The sequence below is a fragment of the Pseudomonas sp. PB101 genome (genome assembly GCF_009764265.1).
GTDB lineage: Bacteria > Pseudomonadota > Gammaproteobacteria > Pseudomonadales > Pseudomonadaceae > Aquipseudomonas.
Genome location: NZ_RWIR01000019.1, coordinates 1 through 16,036, shown reverse-complemented (window position 1 = coordinate 16,036; position 16,036 = coordinate 1). Strand labels below are relative to the sequence as shown.

Below are 16,036 nucleotides of genomic sequence, written 5' to 3'. Positions count from 1 at the left end.
GGTCGTTAACGGTGACGCGGGAAACCTGACACCCCGTGGCGTTCTTGAGTTCATCGCGAGCAAGCTCGCTCCTACAAGGGATCTCGCTCAACCTTCAAATCTGCGACAATCCGCACCCTGCGCCACTAGACGACTGAATTGCGTACCCGATGACCGACGAATCGCCCTCCATCGACAAACTGCTGAAAAACCTCGATCACGCCATGCTCGCCGACCGCCACCGGCTGCGGCGGCAGTTGCTTGAGCTGCGCAAGAAACCCGACGAGGCCAAGCTGGCCCAGTGGGTGGCGCGCATGCAGGCGTCCTGTGAGCAGGTGCTGGCGCGCCGCGCCAGCCTGCCGGTGATTCGTTACGACGACAGTTTGCCGATCGCGGCCAAGCGCGACGAAATCAAGAAGGCGCTGGAAAAGCATCAGGTGCTGATCATCGCCGGTGAGACCGGCTCGGGTAAAACCACCCAGTTGCCGAAGATCTGCCTGGAAATCGGGCGCGGCCAGCATGGCCTGATCGGCCACACCCAGCCGCGCCGGATCGCTGCGCGCAGCGTCGCCAGCCGGGTCGCCGAAGAACTCGGCACGCCGCTGGGCGCGCTGGTCGGTTATCAGGTGCGGTTCGAGGATCAGAGCGATTCCAACACCCTGATCAAACTGATGACCGACGGCATCCTGCTGGCGGAAACCCAGAACGACCGCTATCTGGAACGCTACGACACGATCATCGTCGACGAAGCCCACGAACGCAGCCTCAACATCGACTTTTTGCTCGGTTACCTGAAAACCCTGCTGCCGCGTCGCCCGGACCTGAAAGTCATCATCACTTCGGCGACCATCGACCTTGAGCGCTTCTCCAGGCATTTCGACGATGCACCGATTGTCGAAGTCTCCGGGCGCACGTTCCCGGTGGACACCTGGTATCGCCCGCTGACGCTTGAGCAGGACGAAGAGGGCAACCGCGTCGAGGACGACCTGACGGTGGATCAGGCGATCCTCGCCACCCTCGACGAAATCGCCGCCTATGAGCGCAGCGAGCGCCGCAGTCCGGGTGACGTGCTGGTGTTCCTGCCCGGTGAGCGCGAGATTCGCGACGCCGCCGACATGCTGCGCAAGGCCCAGCTCAAGCACACCGAAATCCTGCCGCTGTACGCGCGACTGTCACCAGCCGAGCAGCAGCGGATTTTCCAGTCGCACCCGGGTCGTCGGGTGGTGCTGGCGACCAACGTCGCGGAAACCTCGCTGACCGTGCCGGGCATCCGCTACGTGATCGACAGCGGCACCGCGCGCATCAGCCGCTACAGCTACCGGGCCAAGGTCCAGCGCCTGCCGATCGAAGCGGTTTCCCAGGCCAGCGCCAACCAGCGTAAAGGCCGCTGCGGGCGGGTCGAGCCGGGTATCTGCATCCGCCTCTACAGCGAAGAAGACTTCCTCGGGCGCCCGGAATTTACCGATCCGGAAATCCTGCGTACCAACCTTGCCGCGGTCATCTTGCAGATGCTGCATCTGCGCCTTGGCGAGGTCACGGCATTCCCGTTTATCGAGCCGCCGGATGGCAAGGCCATCAGCGATGGCTACAACCTGCTGCAAGAACTCTCGGCGGTGGATCGCAACAGTCAACTGACCCCGCTCGGTCGCCAACTGGCGCGCCTGCCGGTGGACCCGCGCATGGGCCGCATGTTGCTGGAAGCGGCGAAACTCGGCAGCTTGCAGGAAGTGCTGATCGTCGCCAGCGCCATGTCGATCCAGGACCCGCGCGAGCGTCCGCCGGAACGCCAACAAGCGGCGGATCAGGCCCACGCTCAGTGGAAAGATGTCGACTCGGACTTCGCCGGACTGGTCAATCTGTGGCGTGGTTTCGAAGAGCAGCGCCAGGCGCTGACCGCCAGCCCGCTGCGCAACTGGTGCCGCAAGAACTTCCTGAATTACCTGCGCCTGCGCGAGTGGCGTGACTCCCATCGCCAGTTGAGCCTGATCTGCCGCGACATGCAGTTGAGCCTCAATAAAGAGCCGGCGGACTATCCGAAACTGCACAAAGCCGTGCTGGTTGGCCTGCTCAGCCAGATCGGGCAGAAGACCGAAGAGGGCGATTACCTCGGCGCGCGTCAGCGGCGTTTCTGGATTCACCCGTCGTCGGGCATCGGCAAGAAGCGCCCGCAGTGGCTGATGACGGCCGAATTGGTGGAAACCACCAAGCTCTACGCGCGCATGGTGGCGAAGATTGATGCCGACTGGATCGAGCCGCTGGCCGGGCACCTGATCAAGAAAAACCACTTCGAACCGCACTGGGAGAAGAAGCGCGGCCAGGTGGTTGCGTTCGAGCAGATCACCCTGTTCGGGCTGATCGTGGTCGGGCGTCGGCCGGTGCATTACGGCCCGGTGGACCCGGTGGTGTCCCGCGAACTGTTCATCCGCGAAGCGTTGGTGCGCGGCGAGATTCAGTCCAAGGCCAAGTGCCTGACGGCCAACAAGCAATTGCTGGAACAGCTCGACGAACTGGAAGCCAAGGCCCGCCGTCGCGACATCCTCGCCGACGAAGAAACCCTGTACGCCTTCTACGACGCACGGCTGCCGGCGGAGATCCATCAGACCGCGACCTTCGACAGCTGGTACCGGATCAACAGCCAGAAAGACCCGCAGCTGCTGATCATGCGCGAAGAAGACGTGCTGGCCCGCGAGGCCAGCGAAGTCACCGCCCAGCACTACCCGGACACGCTGCACATCGGCGATCTGGAGTTGGCGCTCAGCTACCACTTCGAACCCAACCATCCTCGGGATGGCGTGACCCTGCGCGTGCCGGCACCGCTGTTGCCGATGTTGCCGCCGGAACGCCTGGAATGGCTGGTGCCGGGCGTCATTGAAGCCAAGTGCATTGCCCTTGTGCGCAACCTGCCCAAGGCCCTGCGCAAGAACTTCGTGCCGGTGCCGGACTTCGTCAAGGCGGCCTTGCAGCGCATGACCTTTGCCGAAGGCTCGCTGCCCCAGGCGCTGGGCCGAGAGTTGCTGCGCATGACCGGTGCACGGGTCAGCGACGAAGCCTGGGCCGAGGCCGCGCAACAGGTCGAAAGCCATCTGCGGATGAACCTGGAAATCGTCGACGCCCAGGGCAAGTTCCTCGGCGAAGGTCGCGATCTGGCCGAGCTGACTGCGCGTTTCGCCGAGGCCAGCCAGGCCGCGTTGGCGGTGCCGCAAACCGCGAAGAGCCAGCAGCCGGTAGAGCCGAAAGTGTTCGCCGCGGTGGCCGAAAAAACCCAACAGAAGATCGCCGGGCTGTCGATGACGGTCTATCCGGCGCTGGTTGAAGAGGCAGGCACGGTCAAGGAAGGGCGTTTCTCGACCCCGGCCGAGGCCGAGTTCCAGCATCGCCGTGCCTTGCAACGCTTGCTGATGCAGCAACTGGCCGAACCTGCCAAGTTCCTCCGTGGCAAGTTGCCGGGCCTGACCGAACTGGGCCTGCTGTACCGCGACATGGGGCGTGTCGATGCGCTGGTGGAAGATATTCTGCTGGCCAGCCTCGACAGCTGCATTCTCGAAGGCGAAGACCCGTTGCCCCGTGATGGCGCCGGTCTGGCGTCGCTGGCCGAGCGCAAACGTGGCGCCTGGACCGAGCACGCCGAGCGCGTGGCGAAGCTGACCCTGGAAATCCTCAAGCTTTGGCACGGCCTGCAAAAGCGCTTCAAGGGCAAGATCGACCTGGCGCAAGCCGTGGCCTTGAACGACATCAAGCAGCAGCTCAGCCACCTGGTGTATCCGGGGTTTGTCCGGGAAACGCCGATGCAGTGGCTCAAGGAGTTGCCGCGTTACCTCAAGGCCATCGAGCAGCGCTTCGAAAAAATCGGCGCCCAGGTGCAGCGCGACCGGGTCTGGAGTGGCGAGTTGAGCGGCCTGTGGACGCAATACCAGACCCGCGCCAACAAACACGCCCAGGAAGGCAAGCGCGATCCGCAGCTGGAGTTGTATCGCTGGTGGCTGGAGGAATACCGGGTGTCGCTGTTTGCGCAGCAACTGGGGACCAAGGTGCCGATCTCCGACAAGCGCCTGAACAAGCAGTGGAGTCAGGTAGAGCCCTGACCGAGCCCCCTGTAGGAGCCGGCTTGCTGGCGATGGCGTTCTTCAAGGCGCTATCGCCAGCAAGCCGGCTCCTACAGGTTGGCCATCTCCATTCCGAAACGCCGCTTCAGGTCGAGTCATCTCGCAAAAAGGGGCCAAAACCCACGCTTTATGGCAAACTTCGCGCCTATAAACGCCGGCCCCGCGGTTTTGAGCCTTCATGTCGCGGGCAGGTCGGAATAAAGCGATGCCAGGTTTGCGTCCCTCGGACGGGAATAGACCCTTTGTGTGTTGGTACGACGGTGCCAGCACTTTCTGCCTGAACAGATTAGAGACACGACCATGCATAACGTCGTCATCAGTGGCACCGGCCTGTATACCCCGGCCAACAGCATTTCCAACGAAGAGCTGGTCCAGTCTTTCAATGCTTACGTCGCGCAATTCAACGCCGACAACGCCGACGCCATCGCGCGCGGTGAAGTGCAGGCCTTGACCGAATCCAGCGCCGCCTTCATCGAAAAAGCTTCCGGCATCAAGAGCCGTTTTGTCATGGACAAGGAAGGCATCCTCGATCCGCAACGCATGGCCCCACGCCTGCCGGAGCGCTCCAACGACGAGTGGTCGGTGCTTTGCCAGATGGCCATCGGCGCGGCCGAACAAGCCCTGCAGCGCGCCGGCAAGACCGCCGCTGACATCGACGGCGTGATCGTCGCCTGCTCCAACCTGCAACGCGCCTACCCGGCCATTGCCATCGAAGTGCAAGAGGCGCTGGGTATCCAGGGTTTCGGTTTCGACATGAACGTGGCGTGCTCCTCGGCGACCTTTGGTATCCAGACCGCCGCCAACAGCGTGAAGCTGGGGCAGGCCCGGGCGATCCTGATGGTCAACCCGGAAGTCTGCACCGGCCACCTGAACTTCCGCGACCGTGACAGCCACTTCATCTTCGGCGATGCCGCTACCGCGGTGATCATCGAACGTGCCGACCTGGCGACGTCCAAATACCAGTTCGACATCGTCAGCACCAAGCTGCTGACCAAGTTCTCCAACAACATCCGCAACAACTTCGGCTTCCTCAACCGCGGGGCGGAAGAGGGCATCGGCGCCAAGGACAAACTGTTCGTGCAGGAAGGCCGCAAGGTGTTCAAGGAAGTCTGCCCGATGGTGGCCGAGCTGATCGCCGAGCACCTGCAGGAAAACCAGCTCAACGTCAGCGACGTGAAGCGCTTCTGGCTGCACCAGGCCAACCTCAGCATGAACCACCTGATCGTCAAGAAACTGCTCGGCCGCGACGCCACCGAACAGGAAGCCCCGGTGATTCTCGACACCTACGCCAACACCAGTTCCGCCGGTTCGGTGATTGCGTTCCACAAGAACCAGGACGATCTGGCCGCCGGTTCGCTGGCCGTGCTCAGCTCGTTCGGTGCCGGTTATTCGATTGGTAGCGTGTTGCTGCGCAAGCTGTAGGAGCGCGGACTGCCCCGCATCCCGGCAGCGCTGAATTACCTGTAGGAGCGAGCATGCTCGCGATGGTCGTCAACGATGACGCTGGATGCCTGACACCCAGCGGCGATCTCAGGTTCATCGCGAGCATGCTCGCTCCTACAGGTAGGTTGGCGCCAATAGAAACAGCCCGGCGTTGACCTATCGGAGGATGATGGGGACCGATAGACCAGCGTCAGGCTGTGGGGGTAACCCGGGCTTCCTTGACCGGGTCATGTAGCGGTGCTGCGGGTAAATCAGAACTTCGCTTCGGCATCCAGTTGCAGGGTGTTGATGTCCGAATCTTTCTTGTTGATGTTGGCGTTGGTCTGGTCCGAGGTCGCCATGAAGTAGGTCGCGCCCAGGGCAAAGTTCTTGTCCAGGTCGTAGCTCACTTTCAGCTTGCTGCCGCGCGAACCGGTGAAGCCGTTGGCGAAGTCGGAGTCGGTGAAGGCACCCACCACCGCGTTACGCTGAACGTCGCGGTAGTTGTAGTCGACGTTGAAGCCATACAGCTTGGACTTCACGCCGGCCAGCCAGCCGGTGTCCTGGTCGTTGCTGGCATCGGTGTTGTTGACATACTGACCGTAGATCGACAGCGGTACCGGCAGGTTGCTGAAGTCCAGCTGACCAAAACCTTCGTACAGCTTGAACTGTTCGCCCGGGCTGTTGCCGTTGACGGCCAGTGCGCATGGCGCGGTGACGGTGCCGCTGGTAGGGCAGGCGCTGCTGTCGTCGTTGTCGTAGGCGTAGAGGCTGCCACCCAACGTCAACTTCATGCTGTCGGTGATGGCGAAGCGACCACCCAGCTGGCCGGCGTACAGACGCAGGTCGTGCTTGAACTGCACGCCTTCGCCGTCGACGTTGTCCTTGAGGGTGTAGTGGCCAGCGCTACCGAACAGCTCGGTGCTGCCGCTCAGCGGGTATTTGTAGGTGACCGCCAGACCTTCCGGGTTGATGTCGCTATCCCAGATGATGTCGCCCATGCTCACCCATTGTTGCGGCATCTTGCCGCCCACCAGGTGCAGGTTCTTGATCGCGTCCGGGTGATAGTCGATGTAACCCTGGTCCAGCCAGATCTGCTTCTTGTCGAAGTAGTTGTTCAGGTCCTGGTTGGTTGAGCGAGCGTCGTCGTTGCTGCCGGTGGCGATACGGATACCGGTGTCGACCTGCGAGTTGATTTCGCTGTAGGCACCCAGGCGGGCACGAATGCGCTGACGGTCCTGGTCCTTGTTGTTCGGCACGCCATCGTTGTGGACGTTTTCCTGGCGGAAGCGCACGTCGCCCTTGAACTGGGTCTTGGCCGCCCAGGCAAGTTTCTGGTCGAAAGCGCTCAGTGTGTCGGTTTTCTTCGCGGTGGCCGCGATTTGCTCGTTGGTCTCTTGCTGAGCCTGACGGGCGATCTGCTGGTCTTTCTGATCCCTGGCCAGCTCGGCTTGCAGTTCGCTGTACTGCGCGTTGGTGATCGAGCCGTTAGCCTTGAGCATGTCGAGCAGTTTGGCGTCGACTGCGGCACTGGCCGGAACACTCATGGCCAGCAACAGGCCACCGCACAGGGCCGCCGCAGTTTTCGTGGAAGCAAGACGCATATCAATCTCCGAAGATGAGAGGGGATGACTGAGCCATCCGGGACACAACCGACCATAAGGGGCGGAAAACAGTGGCCGGGTATAACCCGGCGCTCTAAAAACAGGCGCCAGTATCGCGATCGTTTATTACAGAGCAGTGGCAATGTGATGTCATGTCCATGACGATACAAAGTCGCCCTGAACTATTGAGTTAGAGCACTGTCGTCGTTTTGGCCGTGTGCATTGCCGGGCGATAGGCGATACTCGCGGGGCTTTCATGCCATGAAGAGTGAGGACGGTGATGCCGTTGCAACGCCTGCAAAGACTGTCGGAAATCGCCCCGCAAACCTGGGACGCCCTGGTGCCCGAGACGCAGCCTTTTCTGCGTCACGCTTTTTTGAGCGCCCTGGAAGACAGCGGCAGCGTCGGCCCCCATTCCGGCTGGCAGCCCGAACATTTGCTGCACATTGAAGGTGAGCGCCTGATCGCCGCTCTGCCCAGCTATCGCAAGTGGCATTCCTACGGCGAGTACGTGTTCGATCACGCCTGGGCCGATGCCTGCGAGCGCGCCGGCATCGATTACTACCCCAAGCTGTTGACCGCGGTGCCGTTCAGCCCGGTCACCGGGCCGCGGCTGTTGGCGGCCAGGGTAGAGGATGGTTTCGAACTGTTGAAAAGCCTGCCGGGCTACCTCGAGATAGAAGGGCTCTCCAGCGCGCACATCAACTTCACCGATCCGTTCACCGATGCGGCACTGAGCGAGCAGCCCGGCTGGCTGCAGCGCGTGGGCTGTCAGTATCACTGGCAGAATCGCGGCTACCGGGATTTCCAGGACTTCCTCGACGTGCTCAGTTCGCGCAAGCGCAAACAGATGCGCAAGGAGCGCGAGCAGGTGGCGGTGCAGGGTTTTGAGTTCGAATGGCTGGAAGGGCGGGAAATGAGCCAGGCGCAATGGGATTTTGTCTATGCCTGCTACGCCAATACCTACGCGGTGCGCCGGCAAGCACCGTATCTGACGCGAGAGTTTTTCAGCCTGTTGGCCGAACGCATGCCGGAGTCGATTCGCGTGGTGCTGGCCAGGCAGGGTTCACGGCCGGTGGCGATGGCGTTCAGCCTGGTGGGGGGCGACAGCTTTTATGGCCGTTACTGGGGATGCCTGGCGGAGTTCGATCGCCTGCATTTCGAGACCTGTTTCTACCAGGGAATGGACTATGCCATCGCCAATGGCTTTCAGCGTTTCGATGCCGGGGCCCAGGGCGAACACAAACTGATTCGTGGGTTCGAGCCAGTGATTACGCATTCCTGGCATTACCTGCGGCATCAGGGGTTGAAAGCGGCGGTGAAGGACTTTCTGCAGCAAGAGAGGTTAGGAGTGCTGGCGTATGCAGAGGAAGCGAAGTCAGCCTTGCCTTATCGACAAGGCTGACCTTCAGCGTTTCAGCTTTCTTCCTTGCCCAGCCAGCGATACAGCACGCCGCCGACAATGGCGCCGAGCAGTGGCGCGACCCAGAACATCCACAGTTGTTGAATCGCCCAGCCGCCGACGATCAGCGCCGGTCCGGTGCTGCGCGCCGGGTTGACCGAGGTGTTGGTGACCGGAATCGAAATCAGGTGGATGAGTGTCAGCGCCAGGCCGATGGCAATCGGAGCCAGGCCAGCCGGCGCACGTTTATCGGTGGCGCCGAGGATGATCAGGATGAACATCGCGGTCATCACCAGTTCAGTGACAAACCCTGACGCCATCGAATAACCACCGGGCGAATGTTCGCCATAGCCGTTGGACGCCAGGCCTCCCGCCAGTTCGAACCCGGGTTTGCCGCTGGCGATGAAGTACAGCAGGGCGGCTGCAATCACGCCGCCAATCACTTGGGCAACGATGTAGGCCGGCAACTCACTGGCCGGAAACCGCCCACCCACCACCAGGCCGAGGGACACCGCAGGATTGAGATGACAACCGGAAATATGGCCGATGGCGAACGCCATGGTCAGCACGGTCAGGCCAAACGCGAAAGACACCCCGAGCAGACCGATCCCCACCTCCGGAAAGGCCGCCGCCAATACCGCACTGCCGCAACCACCCAACACCAGCCAGAACGTACCTACCAACTCTGTAGCCGAACGTTTTAACAGAGACATAGAGAGTGCCCTTTCGAGATTATGCTGCCTTGAGCATCCAGCCGATGGACTGCAGAACCACCTCCAGAACGTTGAAGTGAGTACAGCACGGTTTTTTCAGAATTCCAGCAGGCATAAAAAAACGCCAGGCCCTGTGTTTGACAGGCTCTGGCGGTTATTTCGATCTTCGGTATGGCGCTCCCACAGGTTTTGTGGCCACCGCAAACTCAATCAATCCCGACAAACCCACCCGTCTGGTGTTGCCACAACCGCGCATACAGACCGCCATGGGCGAGCAGTTCTGCATGGGTGCCGGTCTCGGCGATCTTGCCGTTTTCCAGCACTACCAGCCGGTCCATCCGGGCGATGGTCGAGAGCCGGTGAGCGATGGCGATCACGGTTTTGCCCTGCATCAGGGTTTCGAGGCTTTCCTGGATCGCCGCTTCGACTTCCGAATCGAGTGCCGAGGTGGCCTCGTCCATGATCAGGATCGGCGCGTCCTTGAGCAACACTCGGGCAATGGCGATGCGCTGGCGCTGGCCACCGGAGAGTTTCACCCCGCGTTCACCGACGTGGGCATCGAAGCCCGTGCGGCCTTCAGCGTCCGACAGCGAAGGAATGAAACCGTCAGCCCGGGCCTTGTGCACCGCTTCCCAGAGCTGGGCATCGGTAGCGTCGGGCTTGCCATACAGCAGGTTGTCACGGATCGAGCGGTGCAGCAGCGACGTGTCCTGGGTGATCATGCCGATGCGTTCGCGCAGGCTTTCCTGGCTGACGTCGGCGATGTTCTGGCCGTCGATCAGGATGCGTCCGCCTTCGACGTCGTACAGGCGCAGCAGCAGGTTCACCAGGGTCGACTTGCCGGCACCGGACGGGCCGATCAGGCCGATTTTTTCGCCGGCCTTGATGGTCAGGTTGAGGTCGCCGATGATCCCGCTCTGCTTGCCGTAGTGGAAGTCCACCTGTTCGAAGCGCACTTCGCCACGGGCTACCGCCAAAGGTTTGGCCTGGTCGCGGTCGGTCACGCTGACCGGTTGCGAGATGGTCTGCAGGCCGTCCTGGACCATGCCGATGTTTTCGAAGATGCCGGTCACCACCCACATGATCCAGCCGGACATGTTGACGATGCGGATCACCAGGCCGGTGGCCAGGGCAATCGCGCCGACGCTGATCAGCGACTGCGTCCACAACCACAGGGCCAGGCCGGTGGTGCAGACGATCAGCAAGCCGTTCATGCTGGTGATGACCACGTCCATGCTGGTGACCACGCGGCCGGCCAGTTGGGCTTTTTCGGTCTGTTCCTTGATCGCTTCGCGGGCGTATTGCTGTTCGAAGTTGGTGTGGGCGAACAGCTTCAGGGTGGTGATGTTGGTGTAGCCGTCGACAATCCGCCCCATGAGTTTGGAGCGCGCATCGGACGCCACCACCGAGCGGTCCTTGACCCGTGGCACGAAGTAACAGAGGGCGCCGATGAAGGCGAAGATCCACGTCAACAGCGGGATCATCAGGCGCCAGTCGGCTTCGGCGAACAGCACCAGCGAACTGATGGCGTAGATCAGCACATGCCACAACGCATCCACGGCTTGCACCGCGGAATCGCGCAGTGAGTTGCCGGTTTGCATGATGCGTTGGGCGATGCGCCCGGCGAAGTCGTTCTGGAAGAAATTCAGGCTCTGCTTGAGCACGTAGCTGTGGTTCTGCCAGCGGATCATGCTGGTCATGCTGGGGCTCAGGGTCTGGTGCACCAGCAGGTCATGCAAGCCCACGAATATCGGGCGCAGCACCAGCGCAACCACCACCATCCAGGTCAGCTCGAGGGCGTGCTCGCGGAACAGATTGACGTTCGGCGTGCCCTGGGCCAGGTCGATGATGCGGCTCAGGTAGCTGAACAACGCCACCTCGATCAATGCACCCGCCAGGCCGACGATCAGCAGAGCGGCGAAACTCGGCCACACCTGCTTGAGGTAATAAGTGTAGAAAGGGAAAACCCGGTCCGGCGGAGACGCCGTCGGTGCTTCACGGAAAACATCGATCAGTTTTTCAAAGCGGCGATAAAGCATTGGTTATTCGCCCGCGAACGGGCTCTCCTTTTAACGGTGTGAGCGTTGCCGGCAATCACCGGCAACGGCTCGGACATCCTTGTCCAGCTTGGTCTCAGTCGATGCGCTTGGCCGACTTGATGAACACCGGGTCGGCCGGAACGTCCTTCATGCCGCCACGAGTGGTAGTCGGCGAATTGACGATGATGTCGACCACGTCCATGCCCTTGACCACTTTGCCGAACACCGCGTAGCCGTCGCCCTGGTCAAGGAAGTCGTTGTCCTTGACGTTGATGAAGAACTGGCTGGTGGCCGAGTCAGGCACCGAGGTACGGGCCATGGACAAGGTGCCACGCACGTTGACCAGGCCGTTCTTGTGCTCGTTCTTGATCGGCGCCTTGGTGTCTTTTTGCTGCATGGCCTGGGTGAAGCCGCCACCCTGGACCATGAAACCCGGGATCACCCGGTGGAAAACCGTATTGTTGTAGAAGCCACTGTCGACGTACTCAAGGAAGTTCTTGGTACTGATCGGGGCCTTGACCGGGTCCAGTTCGATTTCGATCTGGCCGTTGGTGGTGTCCAGCATCACGTGCGGGGCCTTTTCCGGCGTCGCGGCCATCAGGTTGGCGGCAAACAGGACAGAGCCTGCGGCGAGGGCGATTTTTTTCAGCATGGGTCAATGATCCTGAGTGGTGGTGTCGACTGTGGTCAGAAATTCCAGCAGTGTCTGGTTGAAGTGTTCCGGCTGGTCCAGCGGCGTGGCGTGGCGTGAATCGGCGATGACCACCAGCCGCGCATCGGGCAGCAGTTTTACGTAGTTTTCCTTCAGCGCCACCGGCGTGTAGTCACGGTCGGCGCTGACAACGAGGGTTGGACAGGTGACTTTCGAAAGTCGTTCCTGAACCCCCCAGCCCACAATGGCATTGAAGCTGGCGAGATAAGCATGTTTGTCGTTTTTTGCCCAGCGCTCGGCCATTTTTTCTCGCAAGTCGGCCTGTCCGGGATTCGGGAACAATTTGCTGCCCAATGCCTTGCCGATGGTGCGCAGGCTGAGTGCGTGCATCAGGCTCCAGCGCTTGAACCACTGCCAGTAGTCATCGCGGCTGCGCAGTTTGACCTCTGGCGCACTGTTGACGATGCACAGGCTCTTGAGCAGTTGCGGCTGATCCACGCCCAACTGGAAGCCGATCATGCCGCCCATGGACAAGCCGACATAATGTGCCGGGCCGAGATCGAGGTGCTCGATCAGCGCGACCAGGTCAGCGCTGAATCCGGCAATGCTGTAGCGCTCCCGGGGTTTGTCCGAACGGCCGTGACCGCGCACGTCCGGGACGATCACCCGGTAGCGGGTGGCAAGTGCCGGGATCTGTTTTTCCCAGTCCAGGGTACTGGAGCCCAGGCCATGGACCAGCAGCAGCGGCGTGCCGTGGCCATATTCCTCATAGTGCAGGTTGCAACCTTCGTGTTCGAAATAGGCCATGCATACACTCCGTGTCAGGCTTGTTCGGGGGCGGCGAACGGTGCGTCCAGTGGTGCGGTGTCGAACGTACGCAGCAGTTCGATGAGAATCTGAGTGGCTGGCCCGAGCGGTTTGTCCTTGTTCGAATAGAGGTAAAAGCTCGGGTTGCGGCTACCGCCCTGATCCAACGGTAGCAGCTTGAGCGTACCTTCCCGGAGTTCCCGTTCGATCATGTGCCGGGGTAGCCACGCAAATCCCAGGCCGCTGCTGACGAAGGTCGCGGCGGTGGCCAGGCTGCCGACGGTCCAGCGTTGTTCGGCACCGAGCCAGCCGACGTCCCGCGGTTGCTGGCGGCCCGAGTCGCGGATCACCACCTGCATCTGGCTTTCCAGGTCCTGGAAGCTCAGCTCGCGGTTGAGGCGGTGCAGGGGGTGCTCCGGGTGGGCGACCGCGACGAACTCGACGTCGCTCAATTCCGCGCCCAGATAGCCAGGAATGCTGAACCCGGTGATGGCCAGGTCGGCCACGCCCTCGAGCAGGACTTCCTCCACGCCCGACAGCACCTCCTCACGCAGACGCACCCGGCAGCCACGGCTTTGCGGCATGAACGCGGTCAAGGCGCGCACGAGGCGGGCACTGGGGTAGGCGGCATCGACCACCAGGCGCACTTCGGCTTCCCAGCCCTGCTCCATGTGATGGGCCAGGTCTTCGAGTTGGCTGGCCTGTTTCACCAGTTGCCGGGAGCGGCGCAGCAGCACGCCGCCGGCTTCGGTCAGCACGGCCTTGCGTCCGTCGATGCGCAGCAACGGCACGCCGAGCTGATCCTGCATGCGTGCCACGGTGTAGCTGACCGATGATTGCGAGCGATGCAGCGCCTCGGCGGCCTGGGCGAAACCACCGTGATCGACCACGGCTTGCAGCGTTCGCCATTGATCAAGGGTCACGCGGGGCGCTTTCATGTTGAGCTCCTCTTGTCCTAAGCTGGCAGCCCTTACTGGAGGCTGCTGAATGAAAAAATTCTGTTGTGTGCTGCTGGCGCTGCTACCGCTGACCGCGTTTGCTTATCCGATCGATGTGCAGAAGAACCTCAACGGAATGAAGATCGACTTCGAAACCTTCGATACCGATAGCGACATCGGTTCGATTCGGGTGGCCAACTATGGCGACGTCGATGCGAGCTGCAAGGCGGTATTCAGCAATGGTCCGGAAGCACCCCGCACCCGCAAGATCGATGTACCGGCCGGCAAACACAAAAACGCCACGGCCAAATTCAGCCGCAACATCATCAAATTGCGCATCGAGCTGACCTGCACCCCGAAGTGAACCTCGATCCCCTGTGGGAGCAAGCCCGGCCCCACAGGGTGCATTGAGGTTATAAACGAATTTATTGATGGGTTATAGCAGTTATTTGCGCTTTTTCATCGATATGACTCTGTTTAACCTTCACTCCATCGACTTACAGCATTCTCAGATGGAGCCTACATCCCATGTCCCGCGTTCTGATCATCGAAAGCAGTGCCCGTCAGCAAGACTCGATTTCCCGTCAACTGACCCAGACCTTCATCAGCCAGTGGAAAGCGGCTCACCCGAATGACCAGATCACCGTCCGCGACCTGGCCGTCAAGCCGGTGCCGCACCTGGACAGCAACCTGCTGGGTGGCTGGATGAAATCCGCCGGGCAGCGCAGTGACATCGAGCAGACGTCCCTGGAGCGCTCCAACCAGTTGACCGATGAACTGCTCGCCGCCGATGTATTGGTCATGGCCGCGCCTATGTACAACTTTGCGATCCCCAGCACCCTGAAAGCCTGGCTCGACCATGTGCTGCGTGCGGGCGTGACCTTCAAATACACCGAAACCGGTCCGCAAGGTTTGCTCAGCGGCAAGCGCGCCTATGTGCTGACGGCTCGTGGCGGCATCTACGCCGGCAGCACCGCCGATCACCAGGAACCGTACCTGCGTCAGGTCATGGGCTTCATCGGCATCCACGACGTGACGTTCATCCACGCCGAAGGCATGAACCTGGGCGGTGATTTCCAGGAGAAAGGCCTGAACCAGGCGAACGCCAAGCTTTCGCAAGTGGCCTGAGCCGTTAATCGCCAGATAATCGCTGGATGGTCTAGTGACCTGGCGCAACCCTTCAAGCCTGTACGCGCATCGAACCTCCCTTCGCACTTGTTGCTCCTGAGTGCTCTGGCCCGATTGAACGCTTTAGCGAGATCGGGCTTTTTTTTGCCTGCGATTCTGCAAAACAACCTGTAGGAGCCGGCTTGCCGGCGATAGCGGTGTATCAGGCAATACCATCGTTGACTGACACGCCCTCATCGCCGGCAAGCCGGCTCCTACAAGGTTTTGTATTGCTTGATCGTTCGCGGTACAAGGCAAAAACCGCTATCGTCGCCGCCATTCGAAACGAGGCGAGCATGGGCTATCTACTTTTTGTCACGCTGATCCAGGCGTTTTCCTTCAGTTTGATCGGCGAATACCTGGCCGGTCATGTCGACAGTTACTTTGCGGTGCTGGTGCGTGTGCTGCTGGCAGGGCTGGTGTTCATTCCACTGACCCGCTGGCGCTCGGTGGAGCCGGCCTTCATGCGCGGCATGCTGCTGATCGGCGCGCTACAGTTCGGCGTGACCTACGTCTGCCTGTACCTGAGCTTTCGTGTACTGACGGTGCCGGAAGTGCTGCTGTTCACCATTCTCACGCCGCTGCACGTGACCCTGATCGAAGACGCACTGAATCGTCGCTTCAATCCCTGGGCCCTGGTCGCGGCCCTGGTCGCGGTGGCGGGGGCGGCGGTGATTCGCTTTGACCGGATCAACCCGGATTTCTTCATGGGTTTCCTGTTGCTGCAGCTGGCCAACTTCACCTTTGCCGCCGGGCAGGTGCTCTACAAACACCTGGTCGCCCGCCATCCGAGCGATCTGCCGCATTACCGGCGTTTCGGCTACTTCTACCTCGGTGCCCTGGCCGTGGTATTGCCGGCGTTTCTGCTGTTGGGCAAACAGGACTTCCTGCCCGAAGCACCGCTGCAATGGGGCGTATTGCTATTCCTCGGTCTGGTCTCGAGCGCTTTGGGGCTCTACTGGTGGAACAAAGGTGCGTGCCTGGTCAGCGGCGGGACCCTGGCGGCGATGAACAACCTGCATGTGCCGGTGGGGTTGCTGATCAACCTGCTGATCTGGAACCAGCATGAGGAACTGGGGCGCTTGTTGCTGGGTGGTTCGGTGATTTTGCTGGCGGTGTGGATCAGCCGGTTGGGTGCGCGCGAGTCGGTAGCTGCACGCTAAAACTGTAGGAGCGGGCTTGCCCGCGATGGCAGAGTGTCTGACCCTCC

General features: G+C 61.2%; 12 protein-coding genes. 6 read left to right on the top strand and 6 right to left on the bottom strand.

Translation table 11 applies throughout. The features are described 5' to 3' along the window. Positions 1-149 precede the first annotated feature (149 nt). Both hrpA and EI969_RS05765 read left to right on the top strand, forming a co-directional pair. Entirely contained in the window at positions 150-4,061 is a 3,912-nt protein-coding gene (gene hrpA / locus EI969_RS05770) for an ATP-dependent RNA helicase HrpA (RefSeq protein WP_160386430.1), read from the top strand. A 321-nt stretch (positions 4,062-4,382) separates the two neighbouring features. Further along, positions 4,383-5,504, top strand: a complete 1,122-nt coding sequence (locus EI969_RS05765) for a beta-ketoacyl-ACP synthase III (protein ID WP_160386428.1) — start codon at positions 4,383-4,385, stop codon at positions 5,502-5,504. Between the two features lie 272 nt (positions 5,505-5,776). Here EI969_RS05765 and EI969_RS05760 read toward each other — a convergent pair whose 3' ends face one another. Continuing rightward, the gene (locus EI969_RS05760; RefSeq protein WP_160386426.1) at positions 5,777-7,108 is read right to left on the bottom strand and encodes a putative porin; all 1,332 of its coding nucleotides are present in this window, start codon (positions 7,106-7,108) and stop codon (positions 5,777-5,779) included. A gap of 280 nt (positions 7,109-7,388) precedes the next feature. On the opposite strand from EI969_RS05760, the gene EI969_RS05755 reads away from it, so the two are divergent. After that, the gene (locus tag EI969_RS05755) at positions 7,389-8,513 is read left to right on the top strand and encodes a GNAT family N-acetyltransferase (protein WP_160386424.1); all 1,125 of its coding nucleotides are present in this window, start codon (positions 7,389-7,391) and stop codon (positions 8,511-8,513) included. 11 nt (positions 8,514-8,524) lie between these two features. On the opposite strand, the gene aqpZ is transcribed toward EI969_RS05755, so the two are convergent. The 5 genes from aqpZ to EI969_RS05730 all read right to left on the bottom strand — a co-directional run bounded on the left by aqpZ (position 8,525) and on the right by EI969_RS05730 (position 13,659). Then, complete coding sequence (gene aqpZ, locus EI969_RS05750; protein WP_160386422.1) at positions 8,525-9,223, bottom strand: aquaporin Z; 699 nt, start codon at positions 9,221-9,223, stop codon at positions 8,525-8,527. Positions 9,224-9,429: 206 nt separating this feature from the next. Then, complete coding sequence (locus EI969_RS05745) at positions 9,430-11,262, bottom strand: ABC transporter ATP-binding protein (RefSeq protein WP_160386420.1); 1,833 nt, start codon at positions 11,260-11,262, stop codon at positions 9,430-9,432. A 94-nt stretch (positions 11,263-11,356) separates the two neighbouring features. Continuing rightward, complete coding sequence (locus tag EI969_RS05740) at positions 11,357-11,914, bottom strand: peptidylprolyl isomerase (protein WP_160386418.1); 558 nt, start codon at positions 11,912-11,914, stop codon at positions 11,357-11,359. Between the two features lie 3 nt (positions 11,915-11,917). Then, positions 11,918-12,721 (bottom strand): alpha/beta fold hydrolase, encoded by an 804-nt coding sequence (locus tag EI969_RS05735; protein ID WP_160386416.1) that lies wholly within the window; start codon positions 12,719-12,721, stop codon positions 11,918-11,920. Positions 12,722-12,735: 14 nt separating this feature from the next. After that, positions 12,736-13,659: a LysR family transcriptional regulator gene (locus tag EI969_RS05730; protein WP_160386414.1), complete on the bottom strand. Its 924-nt coding sequence runs from the start codon at positions 13,657-13,659 to the stop codon at positions 12,736-12,738. A gap of 49 nt (positions 13,660-13,708) precedes the next feature. Here EI969_RS05730 and EI969_RS05725 point away from each other — a divergent pair, with 49 nt between their 5' ends. From EI969_RS05725 to EI969_RS05715, 3 genes are all read left to right on the top strand, one after another. Continuing rightward, a complete protein-coding gene (locus tag EI969_RS05725) occupies positions 13,709-14,023 on the top strand; it encodes a 3-phosphoglycerate kinase (protein ID WP_160386412.1) in 315 nt (104 codons plus the stop codon). Positions 14,024-14,187: 164 nt separating this feature from the next. Further along, positions 14,188-14,787, top strand: coding sequence for an FMN-dependent NADH-azoreductase (locus EI969_RS05720; protein ID WP_160386410.1), 600 nt, complete (start codon positions 14,188-14,190; stop codon positions 14,785-14,787). A 335-nt stretch (positions 14,788-15,122) separates the two neighbouring features. Further along, on the top strand, positions 15,123-15,989 hold the full coding sequence (locus tag EI969_RS05715; RefSeq protein WP_160386408.1) for a carboxylate/amino acid/amine transporter: 867 nt from the start codon (positions 15,123-15,125) through the stop codon (positions 15,987-15,989). Positions 15,990-16,036 lie beyond the last annotated feature (47 nt).